Origin of the sequence: Phaeobacter sp. PT47_59 (genome assembly GCF_028890025.1) — a bacterium.
Classification (GTDB): domain Bacteria; phylum Pseudomonadota; class Alphaproteobacteria; order Rhodobacterales; family Rhodobacteraceae; genus Phycobacter.
The window spans coordinates 1-14,250 of sequence record NZ_JARCJL010000016.1; the positions used below are offsets into that span (position 1 = coordinate 1).

The window sequence follows — 14,250 nt, forward strand, 5'->3', positions numbered from 1 at the left end:
GCCAGGATCGAGACCTCGGTGAAGCGCTGCGCGAATGTCGGGGCCTTGGCAATCCGCGCAAGCGGGTTGTACCGATGCGTGGCATTGGCCCAATCAAACGGGCTGAACCGATAGACCTCGTCGCCGTTGAGCGCCCGGAGCCGCGCGGTCTTCTCGAAGTTCTCGCCCTTCACGTCCAGCACCACAACCGAGCCCGCAAAGCTCAGAAGATTCGGGATCACGAAGCCAACCCCCTTACCGGCCCGGGTCGGCGCGACCATCATCACATGCGGGATGGTGGTCGAGGAGATGAACTCAGCTTTGGACGTCGGGGCTCCGAGCTTGCCACAGACAAAGCCCTTGCCAGGCGCTTGAAGCATGTCGTTCTTCTTCAGCTCCGCCTTGGTCTGCCAGTGGGCCGAGCCATAGTCGTCCCGCTCCTTCTTCCAGGTCCAGGCAAGCGCCAGGGCGCCGAGGCCAATCGCCCCGAAGCCTACGGCGCCAAACCCCACCTTGAACGCTTCGGGATGCGCCGCTCGGGTGCCCGCGCTGGCTTTCCAGAGCGCCAGCATGTCAAAACTACCAAACCCGGTTTTCAGGGCCAGGGTCAGGTAGAAGGCGGCGACGATGGTGCCGATGACGGCGCCGCAGATCACCCCGAAGAGGAGCGCGGCCCAAAGGGGGAGTGTCTTGGTCATGGTTGTCATCTCCCCCTTAGAATTCCATCTCGTCATCGAGACCACGATCTAGTGTTTTGTTTCGGGCAAGTTCACGCCCCATTTCCTGCGCCTCTTGCTGGCCGCGCATCCGCGCCACCTCCGTCGCCTTGTCCTGCTGCAACCCGGCGGCGCGGTCGGTGAAGACTTGGTCGCCGGTCTCCTCAAACGTCATCTCGAGGAATTCCTGCGTGACGGTGATCTGGTCGAGCTTGCTCGGAAGGGCCGCGTCCAGCACCTCGTAGTTGCCGCGGCGAAGTGCAGCCAAACCCTCCTCACCCAACTCCTTGAAGAGCTCGGATTGCAGGGTCCGCTCAACCACCTCTTCCTGTTCCTCGGTGAGCTTGCCGTCCCGAAGCATGTCGGCCAGGTCCTGCAGGTAGGGATTGGGCGTCCGGTCGTCTTCGTCGATGAGGGGCAGTGTCGCCTCCTCTTCGTCCGCGAGGGTTCGGCCGATCTCGACGCCCAGTTCCTTCGCCCGCTCCATCAGTGCGTCCATCACGCCGTCGACCTTTTCGAGCGCGGCATCGAGCTGGTCGTCACTCGCGGTCTCCACGCTGAGACCGTCCTTGGCCAGCACCGCGTTCATGTCGCGCTCGACCCAGTCTTGCGCCATGCCGTAGTTGCGCGTGCCGCCGGCAGTGATCCGGGCTACCAGCTCCTCGCTGTCCATGCCCACCTCCTCGGCGCGCTCGAGCACGTAGCGCAGCCCCTCGTCATTGCCGGATTGCAGCGCCGCAATCAGCACTTCGCTGCCCGCCCCCGGCGGATAGGGTTCTTCGAGCTGCTTTCCAAACCGTGCGCGCAGCTCCGGGTCAGGCACCATCTGCGAGAGGTCCGCGATGATCGGCGCGGCCTTGGCCTCGAAGGCGGCGCGCTCGGCCGGGTCCAATTCCTCGGCCTTGAGCCTCAGCGCCTCGATCGTGCGCTCGGAATAGTCGATCGCATCACCGACGGTCTTGATGTCCTTCATGTCTATCTCTCCTTCGGTGAAGTTCCAGGGCGTGCCGGAGCCGAGACCGTCTGCCATGCCGCGCACGGCGCGCGCCATGTGACGCTGGTCCATCCGGTCCAGCAGGTCGGCGAGGTACTTGTAGTCCTTGGCGAAGCCCACCACCTGCGCCTGCGCCATGGCGGATTCCTGGGCCGTCATGACGATCTCGCGCGGAAGGCGGGCCTCTTCCTTGGCGCGGTAGATCTCCTCAATCCCGGCGGGCTTCTCGAAAATGCCGCGCTCGAGCCGGGTGGTGGCGTCGAGCGTCACGCCGTAGCCTTCAGCGATCTCGGCCTGCTTCTCGCGCATCAGCTGCGGCGACATCACGCCCTCGGCCCAGCAAGAGAACCAGGTGCCGTTTTCGACGCCGCGATTGTTCAGGATGATATGGGCATGCTTGTGCGCCCGGTCGTCATGGACCGCGAGGACATAGTCCCACTGATCGCCATATTCCCCGCTCTCGAAGAAATGCTCCGTCCAGTCCATGGCGATGTCGCACACCTGATCGACCGTCACGTCGGTCGGGAACGAGAGCAGCATGTGCGAGGTGAACCCGAGCTTGGTCGAGCCGCGCCAGGTCCCGGCCCAATCCTCGATGATGTCTTCTTTCTGCTCCTCAGAAAGCACCGCCGCATCGGTCAGCGCGTTGGTCATCGTCGAATAGGTGTATACCGCCTTGTCGTTGATGTAGGAAATCTGCGCCCCGAGGCTACACCTCGTCTTGCAGCCTCCTGCCCGGATCCGTTTGAACACCGCAGCCCGGCTCTGCCCTGAAGCCACTTTCAGCGCGTTGCGCGCCGACATGGATCCGACGCGCGAGAAACTTCGCCCCTGCCGACGCCCCGCCAGCCGCGCGTCGATCCGCGCCGCGGCCTGACCCCGGATACGCTCATCCTCCCAGAGCCGGCCCATGACCGAGGCATAGAGGGCGAGCGGATCAGCCATTCCTGACGAGCCTCAAACCTGTCACGGTCTCGCGCGGGGTGCCCTCCAGAACCGCGCCATCCGCCCCCTGCCCTTCTTCCCTTTGCGGCCACTCCTGATGACGCAGCGCTTGCGCCGCATCCTTCATCCGGCCCATCTCACGGCTCATCGACTGCGCAAGATCGAGCAGTTCGATCAGCACTGCGCGATCCGCCGCCGAGACCTCCAGCCGACCGCGATGGACCGCCTTGGCGAGCACCATGCCAGCGTCGCTCACATCCTTCGCCTGTCGCCATGCGGCGCAAAATTCGGCGACCAGATCACGGGGCACATCGAGGAAACCGCACCGTCCGCGCAGCACCGCATTGAGCGCCTGTGACCGGTTGGAAAAACCCCGTTCGCGCCACTCGGCATCGAACGCTGCAAGCTCAGACTGACTAGCCCGGAAAGCCACTGTCTCGCTCGGATCGCGCGCTGCGATCCCCTCGCCCGCCTCCTCTTTCGCGAGCCGGTTCACGTGGCGCGGAGAGATACCGAACGCCGCCGCCAGCTCCTTCGCGCTCTCGCCCGCCGTGAAGCGCCGCGCCACTTCGATGCGCTCTTCAAGCTTCAGGTTTTTCGCTGGCCTCGGCACTAGGGCGTTCTCCCGCTGCCAGAAAAAGATTGCATGCGCAGACGCGCGCGAGGCAGCGATTGCTCGCAATCGCTTTCGCGTGCGGCGGAGCATTCAGCTTTGCGGGAAACGCCCATGACAGACCCCTCGGACAAAATGTGCAAACATTGGCCATATCCTGCCAACGTCTTCCTTCTCTCCTTTGCTTATACTTCAATACATCACATTGCGCAATATAACGTTTTGCATGCTGTGTCTTTTTGCTGGCAATAGGGTGCAGTCAAGACTGCTCCGCAGCGCGACATGGAACGCCGCCGTCCTCATCGATGCGCGGCAATCTGGTCGAATTAATCTGCCTAAACTTGCGCTGGAGCAGCACGCGATGTCAGGCAAACCGAGCGCCCGAGCCGGTAACGGATCGGGCGCGAAGAACACGAAAACGGCCCGCGCGAGATAGCGCGGGTCCCACCATTCGAGGGCGTCACGAAGCTTCTGAGAGACGGTGTCAAACCCCTGCGGATCAGTAGACCCGCAGGGGTGTCTGGGTCAGTGACCCAGTCCCTGAGAGCGCAGGTCGTCGTAGCGGCTGCGGGCGATCAGCGCCTCGGTCTCGAGGCTGTCGAGTGTCTCGGGATGGGCGTCTTCATCAAACGCGGCGAGGTAGGCATCAAAGGCCATGTCGGCTTGCAGTTCGGCGAGGTCGATGGATTGTTCGAGTGTCATGGTGTGATCCTTTCCGTTGATCGTCGTTGGACGGATCGTGGAAAAGACCGGGGGCATGAGAGCGGGCTGCACCCGGCACGGGGCGGAATGAAATGGAGCACGCCGGGGGCAGGTTTGTTGTGAGCGGTGCACCGCAGCGCTCAAGGCGCAGCCGTCCAGAAACCTGCCCCCAGCGTTGCCGGCCGCTCGACCCCGGGCTAGCGATCTGAGAGGCCAACAGGTCGACGGAAAGGCGCGCGACGGTGGCCCTGACGTGAGACGTCGCCCCCCGGACGCATGACGTTGATCTGCGGTTTACACCCTCGCGGCAAAGGGTGAGTTCGGCACCCTGGCAGCCTCGCCAACACGACCCAAGCGCGGGTTGCTCGACTGAGAGAAGGGGTGCGCTTACCTCGCACAGTGGGCTCCCATTTTTCCCCTGCTGACTTTCGGCTCACCCTCGGGTTCGCGCGATCCACTCTGTCCCTCAACAGAACGATCAAAGCTGCTTCTGCGATCGATCCAGTCAGACTATCCGCCTCGGTGTCAGCGTCCGAAATATGCCGCATCCTTCTGACACGGGTTTCGGACCCGAACCGCTGCCATTCCTCATAACGAGAAATAGCCAGACCGCCGGAGCGGTCTGGCCCTTGGCTTAGGCGGCGTCTTTCGGGCCCCAGGGGATGACGGCCTGCAGGGACAGATCGTCCTGGTTCGCGGCCTTGCCGAGGTTGGCGTTGAAGCCGTGGTCGCGGATGGTCAGCGTGTAGTAGTCGGCACCGGTCTCCTTGTTCTGCTTCTTCCAGATGCCGCCGCACTCGACCAGCTTGCCGCGCGGGGAGCGGCCGAGGACGCGGTGCGTGGGGGCCATCGGGTTCGTGCTCGCGACGGGCTCGACCGTGATGTCGAGGTCGAAGGTCAGGGTCGAGATGGAGCCTGTGCCCTTGGCGGTCTCGATGTCGGCGCTGGTGAATTTGATGCAGTTCGTGGTCATTGCTCTTCTCCTTGTTTGCGTTGCAATGATGGTCACCTTGCAGCTGGCCAAGGCCCGGGCACACCGAAGGCGAAGCGTAGCGGAGAGGGGCAGGTGCCGGTCTTTTTGCTCCGCGAGGAATGACCCGCAGGGTCAGGGGAAAAAGATCGGCGGCAACCTTTGTGGACGGGACGACAGCTGCGACCAGCATGTCATGCAACTCAGACAAAGGGAGAAGTGCGTTGGCCGCTAAGGAAGGATGGTGAACAGCCGTCAAAGATGCCAGAGGGCGCATGTTGATGCATGGATCATAGCTGGAGCAGGCATTTTCGGATCCATGTCACTTGCCAGATTCCCGACGCACCCACCTTGCGACGACAGCGAAAACTTGCTGTGACAAAGAAGTGCTACCGGGGGTATCGTAAGAGCGAAATTTTGGACCAAATCGTTTTCGGGCACAGACAAACTAAGCCGAAGTACAAGAAGTGAGGCAAAATAGCTTTGGAACTAGAAGAACTCGCAAAGCAGTGCCAAAACTGTGCACAGCATAGCCCAGTGATAGTCTTGGGCAGCGGGGCCTCGATACCGCATGGCATTCGTGGCATGGGGGATTTGGCCGTTTGGCTCCGCGATAATGTACAGGCCGACGATGGACCGGAAGTCGATGCCTGGACACTTGTTAGAACAGCCTTGGCCGCTGGAGATCATTTAGAAGCAGCACTAGAAAACAAGCCTCTACCCGACTCCTTGGTTGTCAAGATTGTCCGAAGTACCTGGGACTTCATCGCTCAGGGCGATTATAGCCTGCTCAAATCAGCTATAAAGACCGAGACCATTTTTCCGCTCCGCACCCTATTCACAGGTTTATTCCGAAGTACAAACCGCAATATCCATGTCGTAACAACAAACTACGACCGCGTTGCAGAGTATGCAGCCGATTCAGGCGGCTACATCCACAACACGGGTTTCCTTCCGGGCTATCTGCGACGGGCCGATGGGGCGGAGAATCTGATTTTCAAACAAGGGGCCAATTTGGCGCGGACGGTCACAGTCTGGAAAGTCCACGGGTCTCTTGATTGGTTTTCAGACCCGCATGGGGGTGTGATGTCGCTACCGATGACGAGCGAGTTGCCCGATGGTTTGGTTCCGTTGATCGTCACGCCAGGTGTAAGCAAATATCAGCGGACGCACGACGAGCCCTTTCGGAGCGCGATACAGGGCGCCGATCGTGTGTTGAGTGCCGCGACCGCATTCATTTGCATAGGATACGGGTTCCGCGACGGCCATATCCATCCGAAGCTGATGACGCGTTGTCGTGTGCATGACGTTCCCATCCTTGTCGCAGCGCGCACCTTAACGCCCGAAGCCAAGGATTTTCTCAAGAACAACGCCGGGCGTCACTACCTCGCGCTCGAGAACCACGATGAGGGGACGATGGTTTACAACCGTGACAGCCCAGACGGTATTGTTGTTACCGGGGGCAAATATTGGGAGTTGCCTGCATTGAACGAATTGATTGGGTTTTAGGAGGAAGAGTTGGGCATACTTGATTTCAACGATGATGAAAGTCTCGGCAAAATTATTGCCGTCGATACTGCCACTGTGACGGTGCGAGTCGATGAACTTGAACGCCTCAAACGGATTCAGGTCAATCGGTTGACCGCGATCAGAAGCTCGAAAGCCGGGCAGCACTTAATCGGGATAGTTTCGCGCATCACACGCAAAGCAGGTGACGAAACTGCAATAGACGGGTCTGAGGAGGATCCGGAAGCCGCGCTCCCCGAAAACAACCTCGTTCGGGTCGCTCTGATTGGAACACTCGTAGACAAGGAGGGGCTGAAAGAGAACGTCTTTAAGCGCACCCTAGAGACTGTGCCCGAAATCGATGCGGATTGCTTTTCCTTGGAAGGTCAGCGCCTGACAGACTTCATGCAGGTCATTTCGCAGGTTTCCGGCGACGGCCCGCAGCTTGATCTTGGTCGCTATGCTTTGGACGAGGACGCGCGGGCCTTCTTGAACGGCAACCGTCTGTTCCAACGTCATGCCATCGTGGTCGGTAGCACTGGCAGCGGCAAATCGTACACAACTGCGCGGCTCCTAGACCAGATTGCCGGTCTTCCACAAGCCAACGTAATCTTGTTCGATATCCATGGTGAGTACCAGACCCTCGATAGCGACGAGTTTCGGCATCTACGCATCGCTGGGCCGGGGGACATTGGACACGATCGCCGACTGGCCGACGGTGTTCTACATCTACCGTTCTGGCTTCTCGGCTATGAGGCATTGGTCGCTTTGTTTGTAGATCGGTCCGATCAGAACGCTCCGAACCAAGCCATGCTCATGACGCGCTGTATCACCGATGCGAAGCGCGCAATGCTTGATCCGGGAAAACACGCCGACATTCTTGCAAATTTCACTATCGATAGCCCCGTGCCTTTCGATATCGACAGTGTCCACAAGCAACTATCTGACTTGAACGAACAAATGGTTCCGGGCGCTAACAACAAGGATAAGCAAGGACCATACTTCGACAAGCTCAGCCGCTTAATCGCGCGATTTGAAGCCAAACGAAATGATCGCAGGCTTGGGTTCATATTTCAGCCGCCAGCAGCCTGTATGGATATGGCCTGGCTGTCGGAGGTAACGCATTTCCTGATAGGCGGGCGCGGATCGCAAGCTGATGGCAAGGGTGGGATCAAGATCATCAATTTCTCGGAAGTGCCGTCCGACATCCTGCCGCTCATGGTCAGCTTGATTGCTCGGCTGATATTCACAGTCAGCCAGTGGACGCCACCAGACAACCGTCATCCCATCGCATTGTTCTGCGATGAGGCACATCTGTATATCCCGGAGCGTGCATCGTCAGAGTCAGCCGATGAGATCTCTGTCGGGATTTTCGAGAGGATCGCCAAAGAAGGCAGGAAATACGGTGTTGGACTAGTGGTTATCAGCCAAAGACCATCCGAAGTGAACCGCACCGTTCTGAGCCAGTGCAACAATGTCATTGCGATGCGGCTGACCAACGGCGACGATCAATCCGTGATCAAACGGTTGCTGCCTGACAGCCTCGGCGGGTTTGGTGATCTTCTACCGGTCCTCGACATCGGTGAGGCATTGGTGGTCGGCGATGCGAGCTTGCTTCCGACGCGAGTTGTGGTGTCCGAGCCGCGCTTCAAGCCCAATAGCGCGACAGTCAATTTCTGGGATCGTTGGAGTGACGCGGCACCAGTTGCGGGAACGGAAGATGCCGTCCTTTCTTGGCGGAGACAAAGCAATCACTAGCCCTAGGAGCGATGAAAACAGTCAACGAGTATTGCCGCACATATTATGCTGGGACGATTCTACCGACCATCGCGGTAAGAGTATCGGGCGCAAGCTTGGAAGAAATTGCATCCAACTCCAAGAGGGGCTGCGACAGGTAAGGATGAAACTTCTCCGACATTAAATTCCCAGCTCCAGCGAACAGATCGACAGGTTCGCCAGATCGAATGTGCGCTAGTACCGTTTGAAGATCGGGGGTTTCGTCCCCGGCCTCCACCATCAGAAACCCGTCATGCAGTTCGACCGAAAACCCCTCACTTCTCAGTGCTAGCGCGAGGGTTGATGTCTTCACAGTACCGACCCGCGTCGCAATGACTGATGTATGCTCGCCAATGGTGTGTAGGTTATTGGCCCTAAACCCCAGCTGTTCATAGTGAGCACGCGCTTCCTCGAGCATCATCAAAGAGACTGTATCCATGTAAGCTGGGCTGGAATCCCCCTCGAGCACGGCGAACATTCGGTCGATCACTTTGTCATGAATGTCCCCCGCATCGCCGCCGAAGACGGGCGGCACACCAGCCTTCGCGGGTTTGACGACGATGACCTTTTCACGATCATGGATTTCTTGAACAACCCAACGTCGCCCAGAGAATATTAATAGCATCCCAGGGGCAAGAACATTATCGATCGGCAGGGTTCCAAGGTCCCGCCCCTCTGCGACCAACCGGAATTCCTCAGGCGTCTGAAACACCGCATAGAAGCTGTAATGCTCAACCAGTTTTTCGCCCGCGGGTCCCAAAAGCAACAGCCCGCTGCCGACCTGTTCGATCAAGCCGGTTTCTGGGTGGCCGATTGCACGCAACACATCTGCGAAGACTTCGGTTGTGACCTTCCGAAAGGGGCCTTCGCGGCAGAGCACATTGTAGACCACGCTTGCAGACGCACCGCCGCGCTGCGCTATGACTGACAGTATCTGGTGGACGAGCGTCGAGAGATGAAGCGCCTGAGGTTTTGGAGGTTCGCACCAGCCTTCCAGCAGCAAGTCTATCATCGCGATGGACCTGATCAGGCCGAGGCGAAGACGATCCACGAAACTGCTCTCCGGCGTCAACTTGGCTTCGACAGCATACTGCCTGAGAATGGCCGGCTGTCCTTCACGCCGGCCTGATCGGCCAAGCCGTTGTCGCAACGCGGCGACGCTGAATGGCGCACCGATTTGAGCCACGCAGGTCACGTCACCGATGTCGATTCCAAGCTCGAGCGTCGATGTGCAAACGGCTGTCGTCGGTTTCGCAGGGTCCTTCAAGCGCCGCTCAACGAAGTCACGGTGTTCTCGGGAGAGGCTCGCGTGGTGGGGATAGAATTCCTGTGGCAGGTGCTCCCGTTCGCAAAGCTCCCGCAACCGATCTGCGTAAATCTCGACCCGTTGACGCGCTCCGGCGAAGACCAGGTTGTCGCTGCCTCGAAGGTGTTTGAAAAGATGTGCTGCGATCGCGTCCGTTGCGGATGGGCTGTTTTCATCTTCATCGCCGGAAAGGTAACCGCGAAGCTGAAGCTTCAATTCAGCCTCGCCGCCATCTGCTTCGATCAGCTGGACAGCGTTTGCGGCGTCAGGGCGAAGATAGGCCTTAGCGAGGTCCATGTCGCCTAGCGTAGCTGACAGACCTATCCGACGGATTGGGCGCTTTATCGCGAGCTCGAGCCGTGTGAGCAGTGAACGAAGCTGGACACCGCGTTCGCTGTCCAGAACTGTGTGCAGCTCGTCGATCACGACCGCCCGTGTCGCCCCAAACAGGCGGGCAATTTCCAAACCGCGACGAATGAAAAGCGCCTCAAGGGACTCTGGGGTTATCAGAAGGATCCCTTTTGGAGATATCAACGCGCGCGTCTTGATGGATTGCGAGACATCTCCGTGCCAGGGAACAACCGGAAGCTCTGCTTCCTGGCAGATGCCCTCCAGCCGCATGGCCTGGTCCGTGATCAGGGCTTTCAGCGGACCGATGTAGAGCAGGTCGAAGCCGGTGCCGCCCGACGGCTCGTCAAGCACCTGTGAAATCAACGGCAGGAACGCCGCCTCGGTCTTTCCGCCCGCCGTAGAAGCTGCAACGATTAAATCGGCATTGGATTCGCAGATCGTCCGGATGGATCGCGCCTGGATGTCGCGAAGTTCGCGCCAACCTTTCTGGCGTATCCATTTCTGCACAGGCCTCGCCAGTTTGTCGAACGCACTGCTCATCGGCGTCAGAGCTTGAAGCTGATCAGATCATCGTCACCGGGGTCTTGGGCACCAGTCGACTCGTCTACCTCGTTCATGTCTTCGCCGAGGTCTTCGGAGACCTCGATCTTTTCGATCAGATCGCTCCACTCGACACCGGGGTTTTGCTCAAGCACGGAAAGCAGGTTCACGAATGCCGTCACCGTATTGCGCGGGGTGCGGAAGTAAGCTTCACCGATCCGGTCCGAACAATGCGCCATGAAGGCCTCGAGCGCGTCGTCCGGCAGAGCACCGGCATCGTCCTGCATGATCCGCCGCACATTGGCCAGAAGAACGAAGAGATCTTCAGGGGTCAGGCTGGCCAGCCGGACAACCGGTCCTGAAAGGTCGACCAATCCGTCCCGCGCGAAGGTGTTCTCGGCCAAACGCGATTGAAGGGCTTCGTAGCTATAGAGCCCTCGACGGGTGTTCATCAGAAACTCCGGGGTTCCACCCATAAGGAATCCGAGGTTCTCGGCGCTACCCTGCAGCACATCGTTCAGGATCCGGAGGATCTGTTCGTAGTTTGCATTGCGGGCCTGCGACGAAGTGAGCTTGTAGAGGTTCACCATCTCGTCGAGGCCGACCAGCAATCCTTTATACCCGGCCTCGCACACGAATGCCGACATCAGCTTCAGATGGTCATAGACACTGGCGTCGTCGATGATCGTTCGCACACCAAGTGCTTTGCGCGCGTCGGTGCGTGTCGCGAACTCGCCGCGCAGCCATCTCAGGGCTGCGGATTTCAACTCGTCGTCGCCGGTCTCATGGCCTTCCCAATATCGACGGATGACTTCGGCGAACTCAAACCCTCCGGTAAGTTCTTCAAAGTGGCCAAGGCGTTCACGAATGACGGTCCCCGTGGGCAAATCCCGTTCTTCAGCATCTCGGTGAGCCTGGCTGACAAATCGCTCCACCACGCTGGCCAATGCCCCGCCATCGGGCTTGGTCCGCGTCGAGAGGTTTCGGGCCATCTCGGCATACAGCCCGCGAGCTTGTCCGCCGGTCGCGTGAATGCGCCGATCTGGCGCTAAATCCGCGAACATCACGACCAGGCCTTTCTCCAGAGCCACGAGGCGGATCAGGTTCATGAAGAACGTCTTGCCCGATCCGTACTCCCCGATGATGAACCGGATCGCCGATCCGCCATCGGATATCCGGTCCATGTCCTTGACGAGCTCTTCAATCTCTCGGACGCGGCCAACCTGAATATGGCGCAAACCGAGTTTGGGCACGACCCCGGCCCGAAGCGCCTGTACGATTGCATCGCGTTCACGTGGTTTCAACTTAGACATCCCTGCCCTCCGCACTCATCTTTTCTTTTACCGCCTCCGCAATTTCCAGAGACACGTCATATCCATCATACTCGTCGAGCAGTGCTTCGTTGTAGGTCTCAAAAGCCCATTCATTCACGACTTCCAAAGCCCCGGATGCCATCAACCCATGCGAGGCGCAGATCGTCTCGAACTCGGTTTCAGACCAATGCTCTCGAGTGACCAGTTCGAGGACAAGGGCGCCGTGTTTCGGGTCAAGCCCTACCAGCTGGCTTTGGCTGGCAGGCGCGGAGGCACCACTTTCTTCCTCTTTGACATCGAAAATCTGACCGAGGACGGACGACACGCGCTCTGTGTCCGAACGAATTGCTGCGATCCGTGAAGCGTCGAGTTTCGGTCCGCTGGCTTTTTCGAGCGCGGGTATCGCTTCGCCCGGGCGACCCGGTTGCGACGCGCGAACAGTGCGTGGACCATCCGCAACTTCGCCAGCATGCAGGTCGGTGTAGGCAAGCGCAGGATCAAGTCCCAAAGCCTTGTAGATTTTCTCGATGCTTGCGACTTCGTCGGAGTGAATAATGCCATCGGCATGTGCTGCACCGACCAGCGCTGCCCGCATAGCGGCTTGGCTGTCTTGGCCCACCTCCTTCAGTTTGCGCCGCAGAAGCGTCATGTCCGGTGGCACGGCCAGGAACCATTCAAGGTTTGCACGCAGCCTGCGGCGTTCCTGATCGCTGAGGGCCGTGGCAGAAACCTGATCTTCCAACGCCCTGCGTTCAGGCTCCGCGATGCGACCATCAGCATGGGCGACTAACGACCCAAGTGCCAATTCGATCAAGGCGCTTCGATAGCTGTCGGAAACGTCCTCCAGTCTTTCGATGGGTTCGCCCAGACGAAACAGCACAACAGGCTCCTCCGTCTTGGGCGACCGGAGCGCAAACCGAGGGTCGGGCGCCAGACCGAAACCGAGGCGCGCGAGCGCGTCGGCGGCTCCTGTCATTTGCCGTTTTCCGATCTTCTCGTTCGTTTCTCCCTCCAGTCGTCCGATCACCTCCTCAAGCGGCACCAATCCCCCGCGATCGACGATATCGCTTGCCCAAGATTTCAAGCGGTCCATTTCCTCTGATGGGAAAGCATCCCAAAGTTCAGAGGGTAGCAAGGCATGCGCTTCCACACTTCCGCGGCCGTCAGGGTTTCGGCCCAGGAAGCGACTGAGCTTGTCGAGGTCGTTCATCACCTCGTCAGCCAGCTCTTGCGCAATCTCGACCGGCTTGCGCAAGCCGGAGATGTCGGGCACGGGTTTGCCATCCACGGTCGGATTGACTGACCCCTGAAACTCGCTGGAGGCGGCGCGATAGGATGCCGTGAGTGATTTCCGGGGTTTTGTCACTTTGAGCCCATCAGGAAAACGCCGATCAAACCGCATACGGAAAAGAGCGACGAACTCGTCACGGCACCGCGTCGCGGGAGTTCTCAGATTTGTTTCCGGATGGCAGATGAACCAACTCAGCAACCAGTCAGCCGTCAGGTTCTCGCCTTTGTCGATCCGAGCTCCGATTGCGTATTTGAGTGAGAACGGAAGTTCCCAGCCCTGCTTCTCGAAAATCGGTTCGATAGCGTCGAGGTCGGTTTCGGCAAGCATCGCAATGTCGAGGAACTCACCCAAATAGCGCCTGACGGAGTGGTTGTCAGGGTAAAGTGACTGCAGCCGCCGAACTTCCTGGACGATATCCTTGGCATCTTCGTTGGACTGATCGACGAAGAAGCGACGCTCCAGCCCGTAGAAGTACAGGAACATGTATCCGGGGTTGTAGGAGGCGTCGTTGCGCCCGCTGGCCAACCAGTCGAGGTAGGTCGCCCGGCACTGAGGTGAGATATCCGCGTATCCGGGCCAGTAAGGCATACCTTCACCAGCTTTGTCGGCTCCAGAGCGCGCGACAGACAGAGACGGATCGATATAGGCTCGGCACTTGTCACGATACCCGTAGGTGTTCAGCAAGGGAGCCGTGCCGACATAGACCATCCCGCCGATGTTGCGGCCGGCGACGCTAGCTGTTTCATAAGACGGGACCCACCCGCTTTTCGATGATCGGACCGATGCGCTCGATGCCACTCGCGAGGGCTGATTTCGTTCAGCGGCCGCGGCAAGTGCCGGCGCCGCAGACTTTCCAGCCCGAACGATTTCAGCGTAGTCCTGCTTTGGTGGGGAGTAAGCCTGCACGGCAGCCGGCTGTTTGGACGCGTTGGCTTCGCGAGTTCGTTCGCGCTCACGCTCGATACGCTTGTCGTAGGCACTTGGGCGCGGCACCGGCTCAGGTCGGGGGGGTAGATTTTCGGAACTCCCCTCAGCTTGCGCCTTTGCAGCGACTTTCCGCGATCTCCGTTTTTCTTGCCACCAGACCAGAATGACGGGAACACCAAATGCAAACAACATCTGGCCGCCAATCGGCCAACCCTGAAGCATTGTGGTCACCACGACCATACATAAGAAAAAATACAGGACGAGAAAGAATGTAATTCGGAAAAACTTGATTATTGAAGACATTATCGGAACCCTCTCCGA

10 protein-coding genes are annotated in these 14,250 nt (G+C 59.2%); 2 read left to right on the forward strand and 8 right to left on the reverse strand.

The features are described 5' to 3' along the window. The 5 genes from PXK01_RS14500 to PXK01_RS14520 form a co-directional block, all read right to left on the reverse strand. Nucleotides 1-677: type IV secretory system conjugative DNA transfer family protein (locus PXK01_RS14500; RefSeq protein WP_274860643.1), on the reverse strand; the 677-nt coding region annotated here is incomplete at its 3' end. A gap of 16 nt (nt 678-693) precedes the next feature. After that, nucleotides 694-2,634 (reverse strand): relaxase/mobilization nuclease domain-containing protein, encoded by a 1,941-nt coding sequence (locus PXK01_RS14505; RefSeq protein WP_084353828.1) that lies wholly within the window; start codon nt 2,632-2,634, stop codon nt 694-696. After that, nucleotides 2,627-3,340 (reverse strand): helix-turn-helix domain-containing protein, encoded by a 714-nt coding sequence (locus tag PXK01_RS14510; RefSeq protein ID WP_232272178.1) that lies wholly within the window; start codon nt 3,338-3,340, stop codon nt 2,627-2,629. Before PXK01_RS14510 ends, PXK01_RS14505 begins: the two co-directional genes overlap by 8 nt. A gap of 432 nt (nt 3,341-3,772) precedes the next feature. Next, nucleotides 3,773-3,949 (reverse strand): hypothetical protein, encoded by a 177-nt coding sequence (locus PXK01_RS14515; protein WP_165198475.1) that lies wholly within the window; start codon nt 3,947-3,949, stop codon nt 3,773-3,775. 634 nt (nt 3,950-4,583) lie between these two features. Continuing rightward, complete coding sequence (locus PXK01_RS14520) at nt 4,584-4,922, reverse strand: DUF736 domain-containing protein (RefSeq protein ID WP_037207756.1); 339 nt, start codon at nt 4,920-4,922, stop codon at nt 4,584-4,586. A gap of 582 nt (nt 4,923-5,504) precedes the next feature. On the opposite strand from PXK01_RS14520, the gene PXK01_RS14525 reads away from it, so the two are divergent. Both PXK01_RS14525 and PXK01_RS14530 read left to right on the forward strand, forming a co-directional pair. Next, nucleotides 5,505-6,428 (forward strand): SIR2 family protein, encoded by a 924-nt coding sequence (locus PXK01_RS14525; RefSeq protein WP_143514619.1) that lies wholly within the window; start codon nt 5,505-5,507, stop codon nt 6,426-6,428. A 9-nt stretch (nt 6,429-6,437) separates the two neighbouring features. Next, the gene (locus tag PXK01_RS14530; protein WP_084353831.1) at nt 6,438-8,183 is read left to right on the forward strand and encodes an ATP-binding protein; all 1,746 of its coding nucleotides are present in this window, start codon (nt 6,438-6,440) and stop codon (nt 8,181-8,183) included. A gap of 43 nt (nt 8,184-8,226) precedes the next feature. Here the strand turns inward: PXK01_RS14530 and PXK01_RS14535 are convergent, their stop codons facing one another. The 3 genes from PXK01_RS14535 to PXK01_RS14545 are packed head-to-tail and all read right to left on the reverse strand — an operon-like array spanning nt 8,227 to nt 14,232. Next, nucleotides 8,227-10,398, reverse strand: coding sequence for a DEAD/DEAH box helicase (locus PXK01_RS14535; protein WP_084353832.1), 2,172 nt, complete (start codon nt 10,396-10,398; stop codon nt 8,227-8,229). 5 nt (nt 10,399-10,403) lie between these two features. Continuing rightward, the gene (locus PXK01_RS14540) at nt 10,404-11,711 is read right to left on the reverse strand and encodes an ATP-binding protein (protein ID WP_084353833.1); all 1,308 of its coding nucleotides are present in this window, start codon (nt 11,709-11,711) and stop codon (nt 10,404-10,406) included. Continuing rightward, nucleotides 11,704-14,232 carry a tellurite resistance TerB family protein gene (locus PXK01_RS14545; RefSeq protein ID WP_084353834.1) on the reverse strand — a complete coding sequence of 843 codons (2,529 nt, stop codon included), beginning with the start codon at nt 14,230-14,232 and terminating at the stop codon, nt 11,704-11,706. The genes PXK01_RS14540 and PXK01_RS14545 overlap by 8 nt, the downstream gene beginning before the upstream one ends. Between the last annotated feature and the right edge of the window lie 18 nt (nt 14,233-14,250).